Below are 23,783 nucleotides of genomic sequence, written 5' to 3' on the forward strand. Positions count from 1 at the left end.
CTGGTCTGCGACCATCCTATGCTTATTCGTTCCAGTGGTTCAGGGCTAAACGCCTTTTTTCACACTCTCCTGTACTTTAGTCCATATATTTTTCAGTTAATTCCAGAAATGCTTTCGCATCTTCGGCCATAATATCAATGCCTTGTTTCCAAAAATCTTCTACGGTGATATCTTTACCTAAGTGTTTTTGGACAAGGTCTTCTGTTCTCATTACTGCTGTATCTCTCAACAAGGCAATATATTTATCCTCAAAACCTTCAGGATTCTTTTTGTATTCTGCAAAAATGCTTAAACTGAATAAGAAGCCGAAAGTGTAAGGGAAATTATAGAAGGAAATATCATCAATGAAAAAATGAAGTTTTGAGGCCCAAAAATGGGGATGATATTCACTTAGCTGATTATCAAATGCTTCTTTTTGAGCATTTACCATTAATTCTGATAAGCGATCGGCTGTTACCAGTCCATTTTGACGTTCGGAATAGAAGGCATTTTCGAATAGGAAACGCGCGTGAATATTCATAAACATTGCCGTCGCATTTTCCAGTTTTGTGTTCAATAATGAAATTTTTTCTTCTTCAGATTCAGCTGCTTCTACCGTTGCACTAGCGACAAGCGTTTCAGCAAAAGTTGAGGCTGTTTCTGCCACATTCATTGCATAGCGAGTATTCATGCGTGGTAAATCCCACATTGTATAGCTATGGAAGGCATGACCAATTTCATGAGCCAACGTGCTCATATCGCTTGCTGAACCGGTAAAGGTCATGAAAATCCGTGATTCTTTTGTTTCGGGTAAGCTTGTACAATAACCACCCGGCCGTTTCCCCGATCTATCTTCTGCCTCAACCCAACGATTTTCAATTAAATTTTGTGAGAATTCTGCCAACTTAGGACCGAATTTGGCAAAGTTTTCGATAATAAAATCTACGGCTTCATCATAGCTAAATGTACGAGCTTTGAAATCGCCGATGGAAACTGGCGCATCAACATCGTACCAAGCTAGTTTTTCCTTGCCCATCAAAGCAGCCTTACGGTTCATGAAGTCCAAGAAGGGGTGTTTATTTTTGCTGATGGCGTTCCACATTGCATCCAAAGAAGCTTTTTCAATGCGATTGTAGCGTAATGGCTCTACCATAAAGTCTGTTTCACCGTGTAATTTATAGTTTTCCAGACGGAATCCTTGCAAATGGTTCAATGTATCTGCGAAGAGGGGTGCGAAATGTCCCCAAGCTTTTTCCCATTCCACAAAAATTTGTTTACGCACTTGCGGGTCTGGATCTGAATACATCCGGTTCATTGCTTGGCCAGCTGATAATTCTTGTATATTTCCATCTTGATCTTTAACAGATATTTTAATCAAAGATACAAGTGAATCGTAATGATTACTCCAGGCCTGGAATCCATCCTGGCTTAATTTGGAAATCACGTTTTCTTCCTTTTCACTCAAAAGACGCTTTCCTTCGTCACGCGTTTCTGATAAAGCAAAGGATAATGCACTAAAAGCATCATTACTGATTAATGTTTTAAAATCTTCGTCAGTAATGGTTGCCAGTTTTTTGACGATTGTATTTTGTATGATGGTATAGTTTCCGCGAAGCTTAGCTACTTGGAAAAGTACAGTGCCTGCATGCGCATCAGAAACGTCTGCTGATTGAACGGCATTAATATAGCTTCCAGCTTGGCCGAGACCGTTTGTTATCACTTCACTTTTTGATATAAGAACAGAAAGACCATGATAATCAGGTTTATCGTTCAGTGGCTTCCATTCTTCAGCTAGTTGGGTATATTCATCCAATAAGGTGCTTATTTCTTTAAGCTTGTTCTGTAGGGCATCAGAGTGACTGCCTCCGGAGAAAATACTTTCCAAGTCCCATGTCAATGCATATTTCATTTGAAAACTTCCTTCCATTAATTACTATTATTTACTTTAGACTATTACTTTCTAAAACGCAAAAGGAATTGCATGAATCATCATTCATTGATAGAATATGTGAGTAAATAAACTATGAGAGAAGAGGGATTTGAATGGCAGGACATTCAAAATGGAGTAAGATCAAGAATTCTAAAGGTGCAGCAGATCAACAAAGAGGGAAAGTTTTCCAAAAATTTTCTAAGGAAATCTATATTGCAGCGAAAGAAGGCGGTCCTGATCCCTCATCTAATCCGGCTTTGCGTTTGAAAATCGAAAAAGCAAAAGCGGCAAATATGCCAAATGATAATATCAATCGAGCAATTCAAAAAGCGTCATCTTCTGGGGAAGGTGAAAACTATGAAGAAATCTATTATGAAGGTTATGGGCCTAACGGTGTTGCAGTATTAGTTGAAGCCTTAACAGATAACCGTAACCGTACAGCCACAAATATTCGTGTTGCATTTAATAAAAATGGTGGGGCTCTAGGAGAATCCGGTTCAGTAGCTTATATGTTTGATCGCAAAGGGTATATCGCAATCGAGCGTGAAGGTTTAGACGTTGATGAAGATACAATGTTAATGAGTGTATTGGAAGCAGGTGGTGAAGAACTGGAAACAAGTGAAGATGTATTCGAAATCTATACTGCCCCTTCTGAATTGAATGCAGTTCGTGATGCTTTGGAGTCTGAAGGTTATACTTTGGCGCAAGCCGAATCGACAATGATCCCGCAGACAATGGTTGATATTGATGCTGACAAAGAAACAATGTTCCGCACAATGCTTGAAAAGTTAGAAGAAGACGATGACGTGCAAGAAGTTTATCACAACGCAAATTTAGATGATGAAGAATAACAAAAAGGTTTGGCGAATTTTTTCGCCAAACCTTTTTTTGTACAGATTAACTCTCATATTCCTTATTTTCGATATACTCTGTCATTTTAACTTGATATTCTTCGTCTGAAACAATGTATGAGAACCCTTCACCAACCACATTTTGTACTTCGCTAATAACAACGAAAGCTTTGTCATCAATGTGTGTAATGAGTTTATTCAGAGGCATCAGTTGTTGACGGTTAATCACAACCATAATGACTTTTTTATTATCTTTACGATAATATCCCTCTGCATAGAATAAGGTCATGCCCCGACCAATAATATGTTCAATCTCTTTGGCAATTTCTTCGTGCTTATCGCTCACAATGAATACAGATTTTTTGGGATTGAACCCTTCTAGAATAAAGTTTAGCACTTTGGTTTGTACATATAGATGTACTATCGTCAGCAGCACATTCTCCAAACCAATTATAAAGATGGAAGGTGTCACAATAATGATGTCCAATACTACCAAGGCGATACTTGTACTCCAACCCAAATACTTGTTCATGATTAAAGCGATGATATCAGTTCCTGCTGTTGATCCTCCCGCTTGCATAATGATTCCAACTGAAGCTCCCACTAAAGCTCCGGAACATAACGGTGCCAAAATGATTAAATCCATCTCATAGGACCAGCCATAAGTCAATTGGAGAAAGATAGAAGTCATCAGCATAGAAAAAATTGTTAGTCTCATCGTCATTCGATCCAAGAATCGGTAGCCAATAATTAATATAATGCCGTTTAAAATTAACGTGGTGACAGAAACAGGCAAGCTCGTTAAATAATAAATCATCAATCCAATTCCGGTTACGCCACCTTCACCCAGATTATTGGGAATCGAGAATGTGTTAATAGCAATTGAGAAAATGAAAGCTCCTAGTGTACACCACAAAAGGGAATAAAATATATTTTTTTTCATTCTTCAAAACTCCTTTCTTACATGAATGAATCCATTATAGCCCGAAGCAATCAGTTTTCAGAAAACAAATCCCTTAATGAGAAAAAATTAATTTTTAAAAAAAAGCTTTTTAGCTTTTTTTGCTTATATATATATGAAAGGAGGAATTTAACATTGGAAAAGCAGATTCAAGAAATGCTACGCCTGGCCATGAGAAACGGCATCTCGGATATTCATGTCTTACCAAGCCCCTCTCAGTACGAAGTATTTTTTCGTGTTCCATCTGGACTACAGCGAATGTTTCAAATGCCGTTAGACACTGGATTGCGTTACCTGGCTCATTTTAAATTTTCAGCTAGTATGGATATTGGTGAAAGGCGTAGACCGCAATCTGGATCTTGTCATATTCAGATTGATAGTCAAGTATTGGAATTGAGAATATCGACTATTTCAAATTATTTGTATCAGGAATCAATGGTCTTAAGAATCCTGTATGACCATCACCAACAATCAAATGAAAAAATGCAATTATTTTTTCCAGGTGAATACGATGAACTAGAACGCCTACTCAATCACAAAAGTGGCTTGATTTTATTTTCTGGTCCTGTTGGTTCAGGGAAGACTACCACCATCTATCATTTATTAAGGCAAAAGTATGCGAGTGAACCCATGCAAGTAATCACTATGGAAGATCCCGTTGAGATTAAGGAACCCAAATTCTTACAAGCGGAAGTCAATGAAAAGGCAGGTCTATCGTACGAGGTTTTAATTAAACAATCTCTCAGGCATCATCCCGATATTCTTGTTATTGGAGAAATCAGGGATGTCGAAACTGCCAAAATGGTTATCCGTAGCGCATTAACTGGGCACTTAGTATTAGCGACCATTCATGCTAAATCCTGCGTTGGTGTAATTGAACGCTTATTGGAATTAGGGGTTTCAATGGAGCAATTACGTCAGTCCCTGATTGGGGTGTTATCGCAACGTCTGATTAATAAATTCTGTCCATTATGCGAAGGCGCTTGTTCAATATACTGTCGTCATAATCAAACGACCGAGAAAAAAGCCGTTATGTTTGAAATTTTATCCTCAAAAAATTTAGAATCGACTTTGAAATGTAAGGAGGGGAATCGAGACTTTGCAAAAATGAATGCAAAGTTACGAAAAGCCTATGGTTGTGGCTATATTAGCGAAAAAGACTTTAAAAACCACTATGTTACATAAAAAGTGGTCCTCTAAGATACAGGTGAATTTTTTATTGCAGTTATCAGAATTGTTACACGAAGGTTTTCCTCTGATTGATGGTCTTCATTTTTTACAAATTACAATGGGATCACAAAAAAAAGCAATCAACGCTGTCTCACAACAATTAGAACGAGGTTTTTCTTTCGTTGATGCTATCCAACCATTAGGATTTAACCATAGAATGTTAACCCAACTTCATTTATCTGTTCTAAACGGTAACTTTGTTGAAACATTGAATTTTTGTGCCGAATATATTCAAACAATTGATAAACAACGTCGGATGTTAAAAAAAGTTGCCATTTATCCCTTGTTTCTTGTTTTTATGGCCATTACGATGTTGTTTATTGTTAGACGTTTTATGCTGCCGACCCTCCAGTCAGTAGGGGGGAATGCTAATAACTTGACGCGATTTGTACTTTGGTATTTGAAATACTTACCTCACATTGCATGGGGAACGACGAGCGTCCTGTTTATTACCTTATGTTGTTTTGGATTTTATTGGAAAAAGAAAGACGTATATTATCGCGCGTGCTTTTTGACACAAATCCCCCTAGTTGGTAACTACGTGCGCCTTTATTATTCTTTTTATTTTGCCAGGGAACTCTCCTGCTTTTTGGAGAATGGGCTTTCAGTCAGTCAAATGATTGAAATGATGAAACAATTAAAAACCGATCCTTTGATGGCAGAATTAGCACATAAAATGTCCAATAGTCTTCTTTCAGGGGATACCTTACCTCACTTTATATCAGATACCCTAATTTTCAATCAAGAAATGTCATGGATTATTCACCACGGTGAACTTACTAGTCAAGTGGCTATCAAACTAAAATTTTATTCTGTGACATGCTTTAAAGAATTAATTGAACGGATTGAGAGATTGATTCAAATTGTTCAGCCAGTCATCTTTATGGGGATAGGGCTACTGGTTATACTAATCTATTTAACGTTGATGTTGCCGATGCTAAACATGATGAGAGGAGTCTATTAAAATGAAAGCAATTAAAAATAAACGAGGTTTTACATTGATAGAAATGCTGATTGTGCTGGTAATTGTTTCAGTACTGAGTTTGTTGATTGTTCCAAATATTTCCAAAACAACCGAAAATGTAGATGAGGAAGCTGAGTATGCTTTAACCCGGGTTATTGAGTCACAAGCCAGCATATATAAGTTAGAGAATGGAACCGCCCCAAGTACGCTGGCAGAGTTAGAACAGGGTGGATACCTCACGCAAGAACAGGTTGATAAAGCTGAGATTTGGGCAATTACCATACCGTGAAAAAAGCAGGATTCACTTTGCTCGAAACTCTTACTGTGCTTTTGATTACATCCATAATATTCATGGTTGGTATACAAGTTAAAAGTATTCAAACAGATAATTACGAACTACGTTTTTTTGTTAAAGAATTTATGAGTGAAATCGAAAATGCACAAAATAAGGCGGTCGTCACAGGAAGAGGAGTCATTGTTGAAAGAAAAAAAGAGAATGGAGAAACTATTTATTATTTTTCCCAAGATGACTCAATCAAAATGGGAACTCAAAAACGACTTGTTTTACCTTCATCAGTAACAGCCACTAATTTCAGTTCCTTCTGGATTAAAAGTCATACGGGATACATACCTCCTTCCACCGTCAATTTTTGGAACAATCATTTGAATATCAGAATATCTTTCCAATTTGGATTAGGGAGGATGGAAGTTGAAGAAACTAAAAAATGAAGGTGGTTTCATGTTAGTTGAGAGTTTGGTCAGTTTGAGCATAATCAGTCTCGTGATTGTGACCATGATTCCTGTAATCGCACAAATGATGCAAAAAGTTCAAAATATCCAAAGAGAAGTGGAAGGATGGCGCTATTTCCAGGATAGTGTGATTCTTCATAAAGACCGTGGCGTTATTTCCAGTAGGACTAGTGACGGTTATCAGATGATATGGAGTGGACAAGAAAACAAGCAGCAAATAACGATTTCTTATCCCGAAGGAATAGAGGTGTTATATGTGGAAATATTGCCTTGAATTCAGAAATAACAAAGGATTCACACTCCTAGAAAGCTTGTTTGCGTTGATGGTAAACAGTTTGGTGTTGCTATTGGTGGGAACGACACTGCAGACAATGGTGAAAACAGAAACCGTTATGGAAGATCAAAAACAAAATATTGAGTGGCATATATTTCTAAATCAAGTTGAAAATGATGTTATTGATAAAAAAATGATAAAAGTCGTCCCTTACGAAGTGACCCTAGAGGAAAATCAAACAAAAGATAAAATCACCTACTCGCTTTCAGCTGCAAAAATTAAATGGCTGAGAAACGGCACTGGCTATGTTCCCATGTTAAATAAAGTCAAGGATGTAAAATTTCAGGAAACTGAAAACGGTCTTTCAATAGAATCTCATTTCAAAAATGGTCAAATTTTGAGAGGGTCGATGGCGATTGAAAAGAAAAGGCAATAGAGGCGCAGTCCTCCCAATTGTATTGGTAGCACTCGTTATTACCCAACTTACTTTTTTTAGTGTTATGGAAATATATGAGAATCAAATGGAAACCTATATTCTCTTATCCCAACACTACCAGGCCCAAACTCTACTTTCTATTACGGAAAGTGAATTAAGCGAAAATGATCATGCAAAATTAATTGCATTTAATATCGGTAGGGTACAAATTGAAAAAATCAGTGATAAGAGTTACCTGCTAACCTGCCATCTGCCTTCCGGTTATACTGAAATTAAAACTATAATTATCAACTAACCGTTTGCCAACTGAAAAAAATCAGTTGGCAAACGGTATTTTTCTCCGAAACGTTTAATTCTTTGTTATAATAGATAAGAATGATTTCTGAAATGCAGAAAGGAAGTTGCTGTTTATGAGCAGACTATCAAAATTACAAGCAGTTTTAAAAGAAGAAAAAATGGATGCAATACTGGTGACCAGCCCATATAACCTACGGTATGTTTCCAACTTTACCGGTACTACAGGTCTGGCTGTCGTTACCCAGGATGAAGCATATTTCGTAACGGATTTCCGTTATACAAAACAAGCGGCAGATCAAGCAAGAGGATTTAAAGTGGTTCGCAACCTTGGACCAATATTTAAAGAAGTTGCAAAAATTGTTGAAGATTGCAAAATCGAAACATTAGGCTTCGAGGATGCCTATGTTTCATTCAGAAGTTATGATGAACTGGAATCTTTACTGTCCAGTGACTTAGTTCCGGCTTCAGGTATTATTGAAGAACTCAGAGAAGTTAAAGATGAAGAAGAAATTGCTACTATTAAAGCGGCTTGTGCTATTTCTGATGCAGCATTCACTTATATTCTTGATTTCATCAAACCTGGGGTTTCAGAAATCGAAATTGCCAATAAATTAGATTTCTTTATGCGTGAAAAAGGAGCGACTGGCGTATCTTTCGAAACAATCGTGGCGAGTGGTTACCGTTCTGCAATGCCCCATGGTGTGGCAAGTGATAAATTAATTGAACAAGGTGATTTTGTAACCCTTGACTTTGGTTGTTATTACAAAGGATATGTTTCTGATATGACACGTACAGTTTCTGTGGGTGAACCTGATCCTAAGTTGAAAGAAATTTATGATATTGTTCTTCAAGCACAGTTGAAAGTAAACGCGGAAGCAAAAGCAGGTATGAGCGGTATCGAAGTAGACAGTGTAGCGCGTGATTATATTACGGAAAAAGGTTACGGTGAATACTTCGGCCATTCTAACGGTCATGGTATTGGATTGGAAATTCACGAAGGTCCAAACACGTCACAGAAATCACCCAAAGTATTAGTTCCAAACAACATTATCACCAACGAACCAGGTATTTATATTGAAGGCTTGGGCGGGGTTCGTATCGAAGATGACTTATTAATTACCGAAAATGGGAATGAAGTATTGACATTTTCACCCAAAGAGCTAATTATTGTATAATTCGTAGGTAGAAAGAACGAAAATGTGGTAAAATTAAGCAAAATGATGTCTCAGGAGGATTCAATATGATTTCAGTGAATGATTTTAAAACCGGTCTTACAATCGAAATGGATGGTGGCCTTTGGAAAGTAGTTGACTTCCAACACGTTAAGCCAGGTAAAGGGGCAGCTTTTGTACGTTCTAAATTAAAAAATCTACGTACTGGTGCTGTTCAAGAAAAAACTTTCCGTGCTGGCGAAAAAGTTGGGCGTGCTCACATTTCTAACCGTAAAATGCAATATTTATACGAATCTGGCGGTTCTTATGTTTTCATGGATACTGAAAACTATGAACAAGTTGAATTGCAAGCCGCACAACTTGAGCACGAACTAAACTACTTGTTGGAAAACATGGAAGTACATATTATTATGTATGAAACAGAAACATTAGGTGTGACATTACCTAATACCGTTACATTGACAGTTGAAGAAACTGAGCCAGGAATCAAAGGAGATACAGCTTCAGGTGGTTCAAAACCAGCTAAAATGGAAACCGGATTATATGTTAACGTCCCTTTCTTTGTAAATGCAGGAGACAAACTTGTTATCAACACTGAGGATGGTTCATACGTATCACGTGGATAATAATGACTGAAGAGGGGTTGAAGAGTGTGGAAGAAGTAAACATTCTTTTAGAAGAAAAAAATAAAGGCCTTGGTACGATTGAAATTGCACCTGAAGTACTTGAAATCATTTCTGGCATTACGGTAAATGAAATCGACGGTGTCTATGCGATGCAAGGTTCATTCAAGAGTGGGGTAAACGAATTATTAGGACGCTCCTCACACAATAAAGGCATTCATTTGAATAATACTGAAGATGGATTGTCCATTGATGTGTATTGCTACTTAAAATACGGGGTCTCCGTGCCAAAAGTAGCTCTTGAAATGCAAACAAAAATTAAAGAACAAATCTTATTCATGAGTGATTTAGACATTGCGATTGTCAACGTTCATGTAGTTGGTCTGGTTACGCCTAGAGAAGTTGAAAAACATCAAGCGGCCCTAGCCAAAGGATTGGAGGAGCAAGCGTGAGCTTTCCTTCATTAAATCGGCATCAAATTAGAGAAAAAGCATTACAGGCGATTTTCCAAATTCGATCAAACGCGGAATTAGAGCGCGAAGAAGCAATTTCGATGGCACTTCTTAGCGATTCAGAAGAAGCAAGCGATGAATTTGTCATTCCAGAATATCCTTATTTAGATGAGTTGGTAAACGGTGTATTAGACAATGAAGCAGCGATTAATGAGGCAATTCAGCCCTTTTTAAAGAAATGGACTATGAACCGCCTGGCAAAAGCTGATGTCATTATTTTACAGATTGCGACCTATGAAATGGTTTTTTCCAAAAACACTGATGTTCCACAAACAGTTGCTTTGAACGAAGCGATAGAACTAGCTAAGCAGTATTGCGATGACAGTTCACGTAAATTCATAAATGCAGTTCTTTCAAATTTACTTAAAGAAATCCAAAACCCTTAATGAGTAAAATCATTAGGGTTTTTCTTTTGATTAAGGTGCTTTGGTAGTTCTCCCCATTATGATAGAATAAAGAAAAAACTCAGGATGTGGTAACTTTATGGAAACAAAAATATTAGATGGCAAAAAATTAGCACAACAAATGCAAGCTGATATGAAAAATCGCGTGGACCGTTTACGGGAGCAGGGTAAAATTCCTGGGTTAACAGTTATTTTAGTTGGTGAAGATAAAGCCAGTCAAGTTTATGTAAGAAATAAGGAAAAGCAAGCTAATACAGTAGGTATAAAATCAGAAGTGATTCGCTTACCCGAATCAATAGGCGAGCAAGAATTGCTCGATCAAATAGAGTTATTAAATAGGGATGAGACTGTCCACGGAATATTGGTTCAATTACCACTTCCAAAACATATTGATGAGCAAAAAGTTCTACGCACCATTCATTATTCCAAAGATGTCGATGGTTTCCATCCGATGAATATGGGAAATTTTCTTTTGGGTAATGTTAGTACGTTACCATGTACGCCTTATGGAATTATGAAGTTGCTGGAAGCTTATAACATCTCTATAGAAGGAAAAAATGCTTTAATCATAGGTAGGAGCAACATTGTTGGAAAACCAATGGCGTTGATGTTAATGCAGAAAAATGCGACCATCACCATCGCCCATTCAAGAACTGAAAACCTGAAAGAATTGGCACAACAAGCGGATATCCTTGTAGCGGCTATTGGGCGAGGTCATATGATAACGGGAGAATTTATTAAACCAGGTGCCGTTGTCGTTGATGTGGGAATGAACCGAAGTGCTGAGGGTAAGCTTATTGGGGACGTAGATACAGACTCTGTCAAGGGTATCGCGAGTTTCGTAACACCCGTACCAGGGGGAGTCGGACCGATGACCATTACCATGTTATTAGACCAAACAATAAATAAAGTAGAAACAGACTGAGGTGGTTAAGTGAGCACCCAACAATATTTAACGGTAACAGCTCTAACAAAATACATAAAACGTAAATTTGATGCTGATCCCTATCTAGAACGGGTTTTTTTAACGGGTGAAGTTTCTAACTATAGAAAACGGCCGAATCACCAATATTTTAGTATCAAAGATGATAACTCTGTTATAGCAGCAGTCATGTATCGGGGAGAATTTAACCGACTCAAGTTCAAGCTTGAAGATGGCATGAAAGTTTTGGTCATCGGTCGTGTAAATGTTTATGAACCAAGCGGAAGCTACAATATAGTCGTTGAACATATGGAGCCCGATGGCATTGGCGCCTTGTATCAAGCTTATTCAGAATTAAAAGAGAGACTGTCCAAAGAAGGATTGTTCAGCCGCCCGAAAAAAACCTTACCAAAATATCCAAAAAAAATAGCAATAGTAACAAGCCAGAGTGGGGCAGTCATTAAAGATATCATGACTACGATTAAAAGACGTTATCCCATTGTCCAATTAGTTCTTTATCCAACAGTTGTTCAAGGAAAAGACTCTGCCCAGAGCATTGTTACGAACTTAAAACGGATTAATGAAACGGAAGATTTTGATTTGGCAATTATCGGACGTGGTGGGGGTTCCATTGAAGATTTATGGTCTTTTAATGAAGAAGCGGTCATCAGACAAATAGTTGCCATGAATATTCCAATTATTTCTTCAGTTGGCCATGAAACGGATACAACACTTTCTGACTTGGCGGCTGATGTACGAGCAGCGACACCGACAGCTGCAGCAGAATTATCCGTTCCCGTATTGGCAGAAGTGCTCTTATCTATTCAAAAAGAAGAACAGCGCCTCTATCAAGTGATGCGTAATAAAGTAGCCATCGGAAGTGAAAAATTAAATCGCCTCATGCACTCCTATGTTTTCAGGCAACCAAAGCGTTTGTATGAAGGGCATTTGATGAGGGTAGATCAATTAACTTCCAATCTTCAAACAGTTGCCATGAAAATGATGGAACAGCAAACCCATAACCATCACCGTCTCGAACTGCAATTGAGAAATGTAAATCCACTCAATCAAGTTCGCATCTTAAAAGAAACTTGGAAAAATGCGGATGAGGATTTGCATGAAACGATGTTGCGTTATATGGATAAACAAAAACAAGAGCTTTCCCAAAAAATGGTTTCCCTTGATATGTTAAGCCCCCTAAAAATCATGAACCGTGGATATGCATACATCCAGGATGAGAATGGTATTTTAAAATCCGTTGATGATGCAAAATTAAATCAAACTGTAGAGATCCACTTGCTCGACGGAAACTTGAAAGCTAAAATCATTGAAATCAAGGAGAATGAACATGACTGATAAAGAATTAAATGGACTCACTTTTGAAGATGCCATGGCGAAATTAGAAGCCATTGTTACAAAGTTAGAATCTGGCGATGTACCGTTAGAAGATGCGTTATCAAATTTTCAAGAGGGAATGGTCTTAAGCAAATATTGTCAAGATACCCTAAATAATGCTGAACGGACATTGACTAAAATGATCTCTCCTGACGGGGATATCCAGGATTTAGAGACTTTGGAATAATCAGAAATGGGTGAAATAATGGAAAAGGAATTAAAAAAATATATGCTGGAATTTGAAGAGTATATGGAAGGAAATTTAAATCGCTATGCGAATGATTCTGATACTCTCAAATCGGCCATGACCTATGCACTTTCTACAGGTGGAAAAAGGTTCCGCCCTATGTTGCTCTTGGCTGTTGTTCAATTCGGTAACGGGGATATGACTCAAGCTTTTCCGGTAGCAGCGGCATTAGAATGGATTCATACTTATTCATTAATTCATGATGATTTACCTGCGATGGATAATGACGACTATCGCAGAGGAAAGCTTACGACCCATAAAAAATTTAATGAAGCGATAGCTATTTTAGCGGGTGATGCAATGCTGACTACCGCCTTCACGATGATTTTGGATCATGAAGAGTTGCCGCTCAATAAAAGGGTCCAACTTGCAAAAAATTTGGCGGTCGCAGCTGGTCCTAAAGGAATGGTATCTGGACAAATGGCGGATATCGAAGGCGAAAGCAAAGAGTTAACATTGGAAGAATTACAAGCAATCCATCGTCAAAAAACGGGTGCCTTGATTGAATATGCGATTTCTGCCGGTAGCCTCATTGCGGATATACCGGTAAATGCATCCATCTCACTTTTGAGTTATGCAAAACATTTAGGATTAGCCTATCAAATTCATAATGATTTAAAAGATGTTGTTTATGATTCTGACCAATCCGGAAAAAAAGCAGGCCAAGACGCTGAATTAGGGAAAAATACGTATCCTTCGTTATTAGGGTTGGAACCTGCCCTAAAACAATTGGAAGGCGAAATCGAGGCTGCAGAAAAAGAAATTAATAATTTAGCGCGTTCGCTTGAATCTGGAACATACAATTTAGAAAGTTTGAATATATTACTCCAGATGATGGATTATGTCAGGATTGAAATGGGAGCATAAAAGATGGAAAAAGAACGGATTGATTTATTAGTAGTGCAACAAGGGCTTACTGATTCACGCGAAAAAGCTAAGCGAATGATTATGGCCGGCCAAATTTATGACCAAAACAATTTACGTTATGATAAACCCGGTGAAAAGGTACCAGTCGTTACCCGATTACACATCAAAGGGGAAACGTTAAAGTATGTGAGTCGTGGGGGATTGAAACTAGAAAAAGCACTTGATGTTTTTGATATCTCGCTAGAGGGAATCATCGTATTGGATATCGGCTCGTCTACAGGCGGTTTTACTGATGTAGCGCTACAAAATGGCGCTTCTCATTGTTATGCACTTGATGTAGGAACAAACCAACTCGATTGGAAAATCAGAAATGATGAACGTGTCACAACAATGGAACAAACTAATTTCCGCTATAGTAAACTGGAAGATTTTAAAGAAGGGCAACCTGGCTTTGCCTGTATGGACGTATCTTTCATTTCATTAAAACTGATTCTTCCAGTCTTAAAGACAATTTTAAAACCCGGTGGTTCAGCTGTAGCTTTGATTAAACCGCAATTTGAAGCTGGAAAAGAAAAAGTCGGAAAAAAAGGGATTGTTTCTGATCCAAGCGTACATAAACAAGTACTGGAAGAAATACTTGCATTTGCAAATTTGACAGGCTTTGATGTAGCGGGCCTGGATTTTTCTCCTATTACCGGAGGAACAGGGAATATAGAGTTCTTGGCTCATTTAGTAGCGACAGAAGATAGTGCTCTGGGGACGACCTCTGGAGAAGTTTCTATAGACGCTGTTATCGAGGATGCGCATGAGCAACTAAAAAATAAAACCATTCGGCTTCACTGATACGTAAGGAGAATTGACATGTTGCAAGAACTAGCAATAAAAAATTTCGCAATTATCGATAACCTAACAATTAGTTTTGATGGTGGAATGACCGTACTTACAGGTGAGACGGGTGCCGGTAAATCCATTATTATTGATGCTGTTGGTTTATTGGCAGGTGGAAGAGCAAGTTCAGATTTAATACGTCATGGGGAGAATAAGACAGTTGTGCAAGGCTTATTTGAAATGCCCTCAACACCCATACTTGCTCGCTTGATGGAAGAATATGGTATAACCCCTGACCCCGACCAAGTCATTCTCCAACGAGAACTCAGCGTTAGCGGAAAAAATGTTACGCGTGTAAATGGGACCATTGTCACTGTTGCTGTTTTACGAGAAATTGCCGGTTATCTCATTGATATACATGGGCAAAATGAACATCAAGAATTAATGAATCCGCAGAAACATTTGTATTTACTGGATCAGTTTGGAGACCCATCACTTCAAAAGCTAGTGAATGATTATGACAATTTGTACAGGGAATTCCAGCAAATCCAAAGTGAACGTTCAAATTTAATGGTGGATGAACAACAAAATATTCAAAGAATCGATCTTTTGACCTTTCAGATAAATGAAATTGAACAAGCAAATTTACAAGATGATAATGAAGAAACAACCTTGTTAGAAGAACGTACATTATTGGCGAATTACCAGAGAATTTTGCAGGGGTTGACTACTTTATATGCAGTCCTTCAAGGCGAAGAGGGTAATGCTATCGATCAAGTGGGATTAGGTCTAGAAGCGATCCAACGGATAGAAACATTTGGACAAAGTTACCAAGAATTGGCTACCAGTGTATCTGAGGCTTATTTTCAACTCCAGGATGTTGCGACCACGACCCGTAATGAAATCGATGAAATGAGTTATGACGAAGGTCGTCTTAATGAGATTGAACTGCGGCTGGAAACATTGAAGCAATTGCGACGTAAATATGGCGAATCAATTACTGAGATAAAATCATATTATGAATCCATACAAGTGGAACTGGATATGATCTCAAATAAGGAAAGTTATCTGGAAAAGTTACAGAAACGCTTTGATACGGCGCATACACAACTAGTTGAGACGGGTCAGTTATTAACCGAAAAGCGTCGAGAGATAGCCCGTAAATTAGAGCTGGAAGTGCAAAACCAGCTAAAAGCACTCTATATGGAAAAAGCAACTTTCCAAGTTGTATTTGACTCCCAACAAAACATCCGACCGCATGGTCTCCATGCCCTGGAATTCTATATTGCGCCAAATGTTGGTGAACCGCCAAAACCATTGGCAAAAATAGCCAGTGGGGGAGAAATGTCCCGTATGATGTTAGCTATGAAAACTATTTTCACGCAAACACAAGGTATTACCAGCATTATTTTCGATGAGGTGGATACAGGTGTTAGCGGAAGAGTTGCTCAAGCTATCGCTAATAAAATCCATGCTGTGTCCAAGCACTCGCAAGTTCTTTGTATTACACATTTAGCCCAAGTAGCAGCCATAAGTGACCACCACTTTTTCATTGAAAAAGAAGTGAGCAACGAACGGACATATACGCATGTTGAAAAAATTTCCGGCGAAAAACGAACGACTGAAATCGCCAGAATGTTAGCGGGGACCGAGATTACAAATTTGTCTATTGCTCACGCTGAAGAATTGCTGAATTTAGCAAAGAAGGAAAAGTGAGGAGAGCGTGATTATGCGGACACATATTTTGGGGCATCGCGGCAGTAAGGGAACGGCACCTGAAAACACTTTGATTTCATTTAAACAAGCCTTGGAAACTGGGTGTGATGGTATCGAGTTGGATGTCCATCTTTCCAAAGATAAAGTCCCCGTTGTCATACATGATGAATTTGTTGATCGGACGACAAATGGGAAGGGCTTAGTCCAATCATTCACGGTCGAAGAATTGAAAAAATTGGATGCGGGCAGCTGGTTCAAGAAAAAATTCGCGGATGAACAAATCCCCACGCTTGAAGAAGTATTACTTTTTTTGAAACATGAGCATTTTGACGGAATATTGAATATAGAATTAAAGACTGATCAGATTGATTATCAAGACATAGAGCGTATTGTATTAAATATGGTAGAGACTATTCAACCGGCATACAAGATTATCTATTCCAGCTTTAATTACGATACATTAGAAAGGCTTTTAGCGATTAATCCCCGGGCAGAATTTGGCATTCTGTTCGGTAAGCAAGGTTTGGAAACCAAGAGCTTGTCAAATGGTATTCCTGTTCAATCCTGGCATGGTCGTTTTACGCTAGTAAACCGGATGATTCGTTCCAATACCGATAATCTGCCCTTGCGTCTATGGACAGTGAACAGCCTATTTGATTTAGGTTACTGCTTAAGCAAAAATGTGGATATGATTATCACCGATTATCCGGGTAGGGCAATGAAAGTGAGGAAACAAATTCAAGGTGAGTAATAAACCAAAAATTATTGTAATCATGGGACCAACTGCCGTTGGCAAGACAGCCCTGAGTATTTCACTGGCTAAACAATTCAATGGTGAAATCGTTAATGGAGATTCCTTGCAGGTATACCGCCAACTGGATATTGGTACGGCGAAAATAACAAAAGAAGAAATGGCGGGTATTCCCCATCATTTAATAGATATCGTTGATATCCACGAACCCTATAATGCGAGCGACTTTAAAAAAGCAGCTGAGGAAGCTATCCAGCATATCCTGGAAAAAGGCAAGCTCCCGATTATTGTAGGTGGATCTGGGTTATATATACAGGGATTGTTAAATGACATGCATTTTGGAAATGCTGGTGAAAATCCAGTGTACCGCGGAATGCTGGAGGAATATTTAAAAGACTCTGGTGCTCAAGCATTATGGGAGAAATTAAACGAAGTTGACCCCGCAGCAGCTGAAAATATTCATCCTAATAATTCAAGGCGGGTTATCCGGGCGTTGGAAGCCATCCACGTAAGTGGGATTTTATTTTCTGAACAGGAAGATATTTCTCAGGAACCAAAATTTGATGCGCTATTAATTGCTTTAAATTGTGACCGGGAAGTATTGTATGACCGTATTAATAGGCGCGTGGATATGATGGTTGAAGCCGGGGTGCTCGATGAGGCCCGTTTATTACATGAGTTGTCTGATAAAGAAATGAATCAAGCTCATAAAGGAATCGGCTATAAAGAATGGTTCCCATATCTGGATGGCAGGATTACTTTTGAAGAAGCAATAGCAAGTGTTAAACAAAATTCCCGTCGTTACGCCAAACGTCAGCTTACTTGGTTTCGAAATCGGATGAAAAACGTTCACTGGTTCGACGTGACCGACCAAAGCTATTTAAAAGAAGTACAGCAACTAACTGAAGCATTTAGAAAGGAGGAAACACCATCGAAACAGCAAACGAAAGAGAAAAAGTTATTTTAGTGAGTGTTCAAACAAGACAAAGTGATGATTTATTTGAGTATGAATTAGAAGAATTAAGAAGATTGACTGAAACGGCTCAAGGGGAAGTTGTGGCTGTTTTAACTCAAAAAAAGGACAGCATCGATTCAAAAACTGTCATTGGTAAAGGAAAGATGGAGGAGCTAAGCCACCTGGTAGAAGAATTACAACCGTCAACGGTCATCTTCGAACAGGAGCTTTCTCCTAGACATATGCGTAATATCCAGGATGTAATTGACTGTAAAGTTATCGACCGCATCCAATTAATACTGGATATTTTTGCCATGCGGGCAAAAAGTAAAGAAGGGAAGTTACAAGTTTCCCTTGCGCAATTGAATTATTTGTTACCTCGTTTAACCGGGCAAGGGATTAATATGTCCCGTCTTGGTGGTGGTATAGGCACGAGAGGACCTGGTGAAACGCAATTAGAGACCGACCGTCGTCATATCAATCGTCAAATAACCGAAATCAAGAAAAGTCTCGCAGAAACAGAGGAGCACCGTAAACGGTCACGTGAAAAAAGAAAAGAAGGCCATGTTTTCCAAATTGGTTTAATAGGATACACGAATGCAGGAAAATCAACTTTGCTGAATCGTTTAACTGACGCCGATACTTTTGAGGAAAACTTGCTATTTGCGACCTTGGACCCATTAACACGCAAAATGACATTTCCCAATCAATTTCAGGCTACACTTACAGATACGGTAGGGTTTGTCCAAAATCTGCCAACACAGTTGGTTCATGCGTTTAGGTCCACGCTAGAGGAAAGTAAGAGTGTTGACTTGTTGTTGCATGTGGTCGATTGCTCACAAGAGTTTGTAGAGCAGCAGGAAGAAACAGTAATGGGCCTAATCCGGGATCTTGATATGGAAGAAATTCCGGTGATTACTGTCTACAACAAAAAGGATGCTATGCATCCAGACTTCATACCGCATCTGCAACCAAATATTGTCATATCAGCATTGGATGCAGAAGATATTGACCGCCTGAAAAGTTTTTTATGGGAAGAAGTTAAAAAATTACTTGTTCCCTATACAAAAACAGTCTCTTTATTGGATGGCGGATCAAAGCTGAATCAAATTCAGCAAGAAACATTCGTTGAATCAATCGATTTGAATGAAGAAACAAATGAATATGTAGTTACAGGTTATGCGAAAGCTAATTCAAAATGGTTAGGAGACAAACGTTTAAATGAGTAGTACTGAAATTAGTCTTATTGATGAAATAGTAGAAAAAGTAGACTTGCAAATTCAACCGATTTTTAACCGGATTCAAAAAATAGCCCTTAAAAATCAAAAAAAAGTTTTGGATGGTTTCCGAAAATGTAATGTCAGCGATTATCATTTCAATCCTAGTACGGGTTATGGATACGATGACATGGGGCGCGACACATTGGAAGAATTGTACGCGGATATATTTAAAGGAGAAGCCGCCATTGTTCGGCCACAAATCATTTCAGGGACACATGCTATTTCGACTGCCTTATTAGGGGTATTACGACCAGGTGATGAATTGATGTATGTGACAGGTCAGCCTTACGACACCCTCTTGGATATTGTGGGCGTCACAGGAAATGGCATTGGCTCCTTAAAAGAATTTAATATCGGTTACCAACACATCGATTTATTGGAAGATGGCAGCGTTGACTTTAATGCTGTTCTCGATCGCGTTTCTGATAAAACTAAAATAATTGGTATTCAGCGTTCTCGTGGTTATGCCAATCGACCGTCTTTTACCATTGATGAGATTGAAAATATAATTTCAACAATTAAACCTCATGTTCCAAATGCTATTTTCTTCGTTGATAATTGCTATGGTGAATTCGTGGAAACGCGGGAACCTTTGGAAGTTGGGGCGGATTTGATAGCAGGTTCACTTATTAAGAATCCTGGCGGTGGAATTGTCAAAATGGGCGGTTATCTAGTGGGTAATGAGGACTTAATCGAGAAGTGTGCTTATCGCCTTACAACGCCAGGAATAGGGCGTGAAGCGGGTGCTTCATTATATAGCTTATTGGAAATGTACCAAGGGCTATTTTTGGCTCCTCACGTTGTTGGTGAGGCGGTTAAAGGGGCAGTTTATACTGCTGCAATGCTCGAAAAATTCGGAGTGGAATCGACACCTAAATGGGATGATCCACGCACTGACCTCATCCAAATGGTTGCTTTACCAGCTAAAGAGCCAATGATTCAATTTGCTCAAGTGATACAGAAATATTCTCCCGTTGATTCAAATGTTACGCCCATACCTGCACCGATGCCGGGATATGAAGATCAAGTCATTATGGCGGCAGGGACGTTCATTCAAGGTGCAAGTATCGAATTATCAGCAGACGGACCTATTCGTCCCCCTTATTTATTGTATATTCAAGGTGGGCTGACATTTGAACATGTCAAATTGGCAGTAACCCAAGCGGTAGAAGAAGTTTTCGTCGCCAAACTATAATACAAAAAAGAACCTTCCACTTTTGGAAGGTTCTTTTATTTTGTATTTTATTAACCGATATTCATAAATTCATCAATATCTTTGAAGTTTACAATCGTTTTATCTTCACAGATATCGCGCATAATTTCTGAGGATTGATCCCAGTTTATTTCAACGACCGCACTATTAGTTAGTAGTTTTTGAATTGTTCCGACCATTTTATGCTCACGGAAAGTAAACCGTATTTCATCACCAACATCAGGGCGAATGGATTCCTTAATTCTATCAACTACTTCTAAAGCTTCTTCGTACGATACACCTAACAAATTTGCAATTCTTGAATTACTTGTACCTTTTCGTAACTGAGTTTCAATCATAGTCTTTGTTTCTTTAGAAATCTTTTTCGTCATTTGATGTCTCCTCACTTTATCAGCAAGAACCAAAACCTGCTATTTGTATCTATTATAGCATACTTTTCTCCTGAATGAGATTCACAAGCTTTCTGGCCAAACTGTCTTTACAAAATTCAGGTGAAAGAACTGGGTACCTAATGATAATTTTTTTCTTATGTCGCATCTCAAAAGAAAACATAAATGCTTTCCACTGGCAAAAAACGGCATGTCATTTTTCTTTTATTTATTTTGAAAATAGTATTGACTCTTCTCGAAATATATCGTACAATAATCAATGTTCTGGTTTAAAAATAATGTCTCAGTAGCTCAGCAGGATAGAGCATTCGCCTTCTAAGCGAACGGTCGGGGGTTCGAATCCCTCCTGAGACGTCTTAAGAAAGGTCCATCCATTTATTGGGTGGACCTTTTTTGTTATACTCTATTCAGTAAGTTCTTCATGTCGTCAAAAAAGGGTTCTATTATTTGTGGTGTTGATAGCTATTCTTCTCGGAAATCCCGATGGACGGTAGGGAGACTACAGGCTCAGGGAGGTCCCACGGCAGTACACAAGCAAACACACAGGCCGAAGGGCATTTCCTTCGCCAACACCAGATAACCAAGAACCCAAAAAAGTATCTTTATGGGAGATGGGGAAATGAGCAATAGAAAGATAAGTCTGGATTTAGCGGTCACACTCGATGGTTTTATCGAAGGACAAAACGGTGAAATAGATTGGTGTATTTTGGATGACGAAATGGCATTTGGTGAATATTTGAATCAAATCGAAACCGTTATTATGGGTCGAAAAAGTTATGATGTGTATCGTGAGCTGGATGACACATCATTGGCTAAAAAAGAGATATTAGTTTTTTCACGTACACGCCATGGAGCGGAGTACTTAAGTGGAGCTATAAGTGAAAAAATGGCTGAGATTAAGGCACGTCCAGGAAAAGGGATTTGGTTATATGGAGGTTCAGAATTAATAACTGCATTTGTCAATGAAGGTTTAATAGACGAATATCGCTTATCCATTCATCCTGTCATTTTGGGAGCCGGGAAGCCCCTTTTTGTGGCAATTAAAAATCGAGTGGAATTGAAATTGGTTGAGACGAATGTTTATAAATCGGGAGTAGTACAACATATTTACAGGAATAAAGATTAAAACCGTTGGGTGAAATTTCTCAACGGTTTTTTGTCTATTCAGCGCGGAACCTATAAAAAACAATATTCTAAAACCACGTATTCGCGGGGTTAAATATTAAAAAAAAGTAAAGCTTGGATGGATTTTACAAATATTCTTGACAAGTTTCAGAATTTTATTTATAGTTTGTAAGTCAAATGGTTTGAGTATCAAACTATTTGGTTATCGAACTAATTAAAAATACTTTTATTAAGGGGAGGCCTTTCTTTGAGTCATTCCATAGACCAAATCAATCATTATTTGGTTTCCATTTTTAACGAAGTACTGGATATTGAAGAGGAGGCATTGCAAGTAAGTAATTTTTCTGACATATCTATCAGCGAGATGCACACTATCGAAGCTATCGGTCTTTATGCAGAACATACGTCTTCTGAAGTTGCCAAAAAATTGAATATTACAGCTGGAACATTATCGGTTGCGATTCGAACACTGGTAAATAAAGGATATGTAGTCCGTCTAAGGAGAGAAGACGATCGGCGTGTTATCAGACTAGGATTGTCAAAAAAAGGAAAACTTGTCTACCGACTTCATGATAAGTTTCATCGCGAAATGGTTAAAAGAACGATTGTGGGTATGGAAGATGAAGAGGTAGAAGTATTGCTAAAGGGTTTGAAAAATCTTCACAGTTTCTTATTTGAACTGGTTGAAAATATCGATAAACGGGATTGAGGCAATGGGAATTAAAATAACCACTACAGGTCACTATTTACCAGCATTCACTGTTTCAAATGATGATTTAGCTCAGTTTATGGATACAAGTGATGAGTGGATTCAGAAGCGAACCGGAATTAAAAGTCGTCACATATCAACCGGTGAAAATACTTCTGATTTAGCAAGTGAAGCTGCAAAGAGAATCTTGGCTAAACGGGGCATTTCTGCAGAAGAGTTGGATTTCATTATCCTTGCAACGATGACACCGGATTCCTTGACCCCTTCAACAGCTTGCGTAGTGCAGGATAAAATTGGTGCAGCAAAAGCATTTTGCTTTGATGTGAGTGCAGCTTGCTCGGGATTTATATACGCACTTTCCACTGCTAGTCATCTTATGAAAAGTGGTAACTATAAAAAAGGACTTGTGCTAGGGGCAGAAACCATGTCCAAGGTCATTAACTGGCAAGACCGTTCAACAGCTGTTTTATTCGGTGATGGTGCGGGTGGTGTTTTATTGGAAGCAATGGATTCGGAAGAAGACTCATTCATTGCAGAAGATTTGCACTCCGATGGGACGCGTCACATGGCACTTGTTGCTGATCAAAAAAATACTCAAAATCCTTTTATTCCGAATAATGAGGAACAATCATATTATTTGGAAATGGATGGACGGGGAATCTTTGATTTTGCAATAAGAAGTGTACCGACCACAATCAATCATGTCATCGAAAAAGGCAAATTAAATAAAGAAGATATCTCATGGGTGGTTGCTCACCAAGCAAATAAAAGGCTGTTAGAAGCAATCAGTAAAAAGACCAAGATACCTTTCGAAAAATTTGGGTTGAACATTTCTGAAACAGGAAACACCTCAGCAGGAAGTATTCCAATCTTGCTGGACCAAATGATAGCATCAAAACAAATCCAACCAGGAGATAACATTCTCTTAACCGGGTTTGGTGGCGGCCTCACATGGGGTTCGCTAATAATAAAACTATAAAAAACAAAACTTTGGAGGAATTTA

Annotated in this window: 28 protein-coding genes and 1 tRNA gene; 26 read left to right on the forward strand and 3 right to left on the reverse strand. The window is 38.5% G+C overall.

Annotation, left to right across the window (positions count from 1 at the left end; all coding sequences use genetic code 11):
• Positions 1-76 precede the first annotated feature (76 nt).
• Positions 77-1,888: a M3 family oligoendopeptidase gene (locus ACTVAI_RS05785; protein WP_443473060.1), complete on the reverse strand. Its 1,812-nt coding sequence runs from the start codon at positions 1,886-1,888 to the stop codon at positions 77-79.
• 134 nt (positions 1,889-2,022) lie between these two features.
• Between ACTVAI_RS05785 and ACTVAI_RS05790 the strand changes: the two genes are divergently transcribed.
• Positions 2,023-2,760, forward strand: coding sequence for a YebC/PmpR family DNA-binding transcriptional regulator (locus ACTVAI_RS05790; protein ID WP_443473061.1), 738 nt, complete (start codon positions 2,023-2,025; stop codon positions 2,758-2,760).
• A 46-nt stretch (positions 2,761-2,806) separates the two neighbouring features.
• Here ACTVAI_RS05790 and ACTVAI_RS05795 read toward each other — a convergent pair whose 3' ends face one another.
• A complete protein-coding gene (locus ACTVAI_RS05795) occupies positions 2,807-3,703 on the reverse strand; it encodes a YitT family protein (RefSeq protein WP_443473062.1) in 897 nt (298 codons plus the stop codon).
• 153 nt (positions 3,704-3,856) lie between these two features.
• Here ACTVAI_RS05795 and comGA point away from each other — a divergent pair, with 153 nt between their 5' ends.
• From comGA to ACTVAI_RS05900, 21 genes are all read left to right on the forward strand, one after another.
• On the forward strand, positions 3,857-4,906 hold the full coding sequence (gene comGA / locus ACTVAI_RS05800; RefSeq protein ID WP_443473063.1) for a competence type IV pilus ATPase ComGA: 1,050 nt from the start codon (positions 3,857-3,859) through the stop codon (positions 4,904-4,906).
• The gene (comGB, locus tag ACTVAI_RS05805; protein ID WP_443486137.1) at positions 4,860-5,915 is read left to right on the forward strand and encodes a competence type IV pilus assembly protein ComGB; all 1,056 of its coding nucleotides are present in this window, start codon (positions 4,860-4,862) and stop codon (positions 5,913-5,915) included. Before comGA ends, comGB begins: the two co-directional genes overlap by 47 nt.
• A gap of 1 nt (position 5,916) precedes the next feature.
• Positions 5,917-6,204: a competence type IV pilus major pilin ComGC gene (comGC, locus tag ACTVAI_RS05810; protein WP_443473065.1), complete on the forward strand. Its 288-nt coding sequence runs from the start codon at positions 5,917-5,919 to the stop codon at positions 6,202-6,204.
• A complete protein-coding gene (locus ACTVAI_RS05815; protein WP_443473066.1) occupies positions 6,201-6,644 on the forward strand; it encodes a prepilin-type N-terminal cleavage/methylation domain-containing protein in 444 nt (147 codons plus the stop codon). Before comGC ends, ACTVAI_RS05815 begins: the two co-directional genes overlap by 4 nt.
• Complete coding sequence (locus ACTVAI_RS05820) at positions 6,625-6,939, forward strand: hypothetical protein (protein WP_443473067.1); 315 nt, start codon at positions 6,625-6,627, stop codon at positions 6,937-6,939. The genes ACTVAI_RS05815 and ACTVAI_RS05820 overlap by 20 nt, the downstream gene beginning before the upstream one ends.
• Positions 6,920-7,375 (forward strand): competence type IV pilus minor pilin ComGF, encoded by a 456-nt coding sequence (gene comGF, locus ACTVAI_RS05825; RefSeq protein WP_443473068.1) that lies wholly within the window; start codon positions 6,920-6,922, stop codon positions 7,373-7,375. Before ACTVAI_RS05820 ends, comGF begins: the two co-directional genes overlap by 20 nt.
• Positions 7,356-7,670 (forward strand): hypothetical protein, encoded by a 315-nt coding sequence (locus tag ACTVAI_RS05830; RefSeq protein ID WP_443473069.1) that lies wholly within the window; start codon positions 7,356-7,358, stop codon positions 7,668-7,670. The genes comGF and ACTVAI_RS05830 overlap by 20 nt, the downstream gene beginning before the upstream one ends.
• A gap of 115 nt (positions 7,671-7,785) precedes the next feature.
• Positions 7,786-8,847, forward strand: coding sequence for a M24 family metallopeptidase (locus ACTVAI_RS05835; protein WP_443473070.1), 1,062 nt, complete (start codon positions 7,786-7,788; stop codon positions 8,845-8,847).
• 65 nt (positions 8,848-8,912) lie between these two features.
• Complete coding sequence (efp, locus tag ACTVAI_RS05840) at positions 8,913-9,470, forward strand: elongation factor P (RefSeq protein ID WP_443473071.1); 558 nt, start codon at positions 8,913-8,915, stop codon at positions 9,468-9,470.
• A 26-nt stretch (positions 9,471-9,496) separates the two neighbouring features.
• Positions 9,497-9,919 (forward strand): Asp23/Gls24 family envelope stress response protein, encoded by a 423-nt coding sequence (locus ACTVAI_RS05845; RefSeq protein ID WP_443473072.1) that lies wholly within the window; start codon positions 9,497-9,499, stop codon positions 9,917-9,919.
• Positions 9,916-10,365 carry a transcription antitermination factor NusB gene (nusB, locus tag ACTVAI_RS05850; RefSeq protein ID WP_443486138.1) on the forward strand — a complete coding sequence of 150 codons (450 nt, stop codon included), beginning with the start codon at positions 9,916-9,918 and terminating at the stop codon, positions 10,363-10,365. The genes ACTVAI_RS05845 and nusB overlap by 4 nt, the downstream gene beginning before the upstream one ends.
• A gap of 97 nt (positions 10,366-10,462) precedes the next feature.
• A complete protein-coding gene (gene folD, locus ACTVAI_RS05855; protein ID WP_443486139.1) occupies positions 10,463-11,308 on the forward strand; it encodes a bifunctional methylenetetrahydrofolate dehydrogenase/methenyltetrahydrofolate cyclohydrolase FolD in 846 nt (281 codons plus the stop codon).
• Positions 11,309-11,317: 9 nt separating this feature from the next.
• Positions 11,318-12,661 (forward strand): exodeoxyribonuclease VII large subunit, encoded by a 1,344-nt coding sequence (xseA, locus tag ACTVAI_RS05860; protein WP_443486140.1) that lies wholly within the window; start codon positions 11,318-11,320, stop codon positions 12,659-12,661.
• Positions 12,654-12,887, forward strand: a complete 234-nt coding sequence (locus ACTVAI_RS05865; RefSeq protein WP_443473076.1) for an exodeoxyribonuclease VII small subunit — start codon at positions 12,654-12,656, stop codon at positions 12,885-12,887. Before xseA ends, ACTVAI_RS05865 begins: the two co-directional genes overlap by 8 nt.
• Positions 12,888-12,893: 6 nt before the next feature.
• Positions 12,894-13,814: a polyprenyl synthetase family protein gene (locus tag ACTVAI_RS05870; protein ID WP_443486141.1), complete on the forward strand. Its 921-nt coding sequence runs from the start codon at positions 12,894-12,896 to the stop codon at positions 13,812-13,814.
• 3 nt (positions 13,815-13,817) lie between these two features.
• The gene (locus tag ACTVAI_RS05875) at positions 13,818-14,657 is read left to right on the forward strand and encodes a TlyA family RNA methyltransferase (RefSeq protein ID WP_443486142.1); all 840 of its coding nucleotides are present in this window, start codon (positions 13,818-13,820) and stop codon (positions 14,655-14,657) included.
• Between the two features lie 18 nt (positions 14,658-14,675).
• Positions 14,676-16,358 (forward strand): DNA repair protein RecN, encoded by a 1,683-nt coding sequence (recN, locus tag ACTVAI_RS05880; RefSeq protein ID WP_443486143.1) that lies wholly within the window; start codon positions 14,676-14,678, stop codon positions 16,356-16,358.
• Positions 16,359-16,371: 13 nt separating this feature from the next.
• Positions 16,372-17,109: a glycerophosphodiester phosphodiesterase gene (locus ACTVAI_RS05885; protein ID WP_443486144.1), complete on the forward strand. Its 738-nt coding sequence runs from the start codon at positions 16,372-16,374 to the stop codon at positions 17,107-17,109.
• A complete protein-coding gene (miaA, locus tag ACTVAI_RS05890) occupies positions 17,102-18,076 on the forward strand; it encodes a tRNA (adenosine(37)-N6)-dimethylallyltransferase MiaA (protein ID WP_443486145.1) in 975 nt (324 codons plus the stop codon). The genes ACTVAI_RS05885 and miaA overlap by 8 nt, the downstream gene beginning before the upstream one ends.
• On the forward strand, positions 18,076-19,293 hold the full coding sequence (gene hflX / locus ACTVAI_RS05895; RefSeq protein WP_443486146.1) for a GTPase HflX: 1,218 nt from the start codon (positions 18,076-18,078) through the stop codon (positions 19,291-19,293). Before miaA ends, hflX begins: the two co-directional genes overlap by 1 nt.
• On the forward strand, positions 19,286-20,539 hold the full coding sequence (locus ACTVAI_RS05900; RefSeq protein ID WP_443486147.1) for a methionine gamma-lyase family protein: 1,254 nt from the start codon (positions 19,286-19,288) through the stop codon (positions 20,537-20,539). Before hflX ends, ACTVAI_RS05900 begins: the two co-directional genes overlap by 8 nt.
• Before the next feature lie 50 nt (positions 20,540-20,589).
• On the opposite strand, the gene ACTVAI_RS05905 is transcribed toward ACTVAI_RS05900, so the two are convergent.
• Complete coding sequence (locus ACTVAI_RS05905) at positions 20,590-20,928, reverse strand: DUF2187 domain-containing protein (RefSeq protein ID WP_443473084.1); 339 nt, start codon at positions 20,926-20,928, stop codon at positions 20,590-20,592.
• A gap of 298 nt (positions 20,929-21,226) precedes the next feature.
• Between ACTVAI_RS05905 and ACTVAI_RS05910 the strand changes: the two genes are divergently transcribed.
• From ACTVAI_RS05910 to ACTVAI_RS05925, 4 genes are all read left to right on the forward strand, one after another.
• Positions 21,227-21,300, forward strand: a tRNA-Arg gene (locus ACTVAI_RS05910).
• A gap of 265 nt (positions 21,301-21,565) precedes the next feature.
• Entirely contained in the window at positions 21,566-22,072 is a 507-nt protein-coding gene (locus tag ACTVAI_RS05915) for a dihydrofolate reductase family protein (protein ID WP_443473085.1), read from the forward strand.
• A gap of 246 nt (positions 22,073-22,318) precedes the next feature.
• Positions 22,319-22,780: a MarR family winged helix-turn-helix transcriptional regulator gene (locus ACTVAI_RS05920; RefSeq protein WP_443473086.1), complete on the forward strand. Its 462-nt coding sequence runs from the start codon at positions 22,319-22,321 to the stop codon at positions 22,778-22,780.
• A 4-nt stretch (positions 22,781-22,784) separates the two neighbouring features.
• Positions 22,785-23,759 carry a beta-ketoacyl-ACP synthase III gene (locus tag ACTVAI_RS05925; RefSeq protein WP_443486148.1) on the forward strand — a complete coding sequence of 325 codons (975 nt, stop codon included), beginning with the start codon at positions 22,785-22,787 and terminating at the stop codon, positions 23,757-23,759.
• Positions 23,760-23,783: the final 24 nt, after the last annotated feature.

The organism is Jeotgalibaca sp. A127, assembly GCF_052266745.1.
In the GTDB taxonomy this organism is placed as follows: domain Bacteria; phylum Bacillota; class Bacilli; order Lactobacillales; family Aerococcaceae; genus Jeotgalibaca.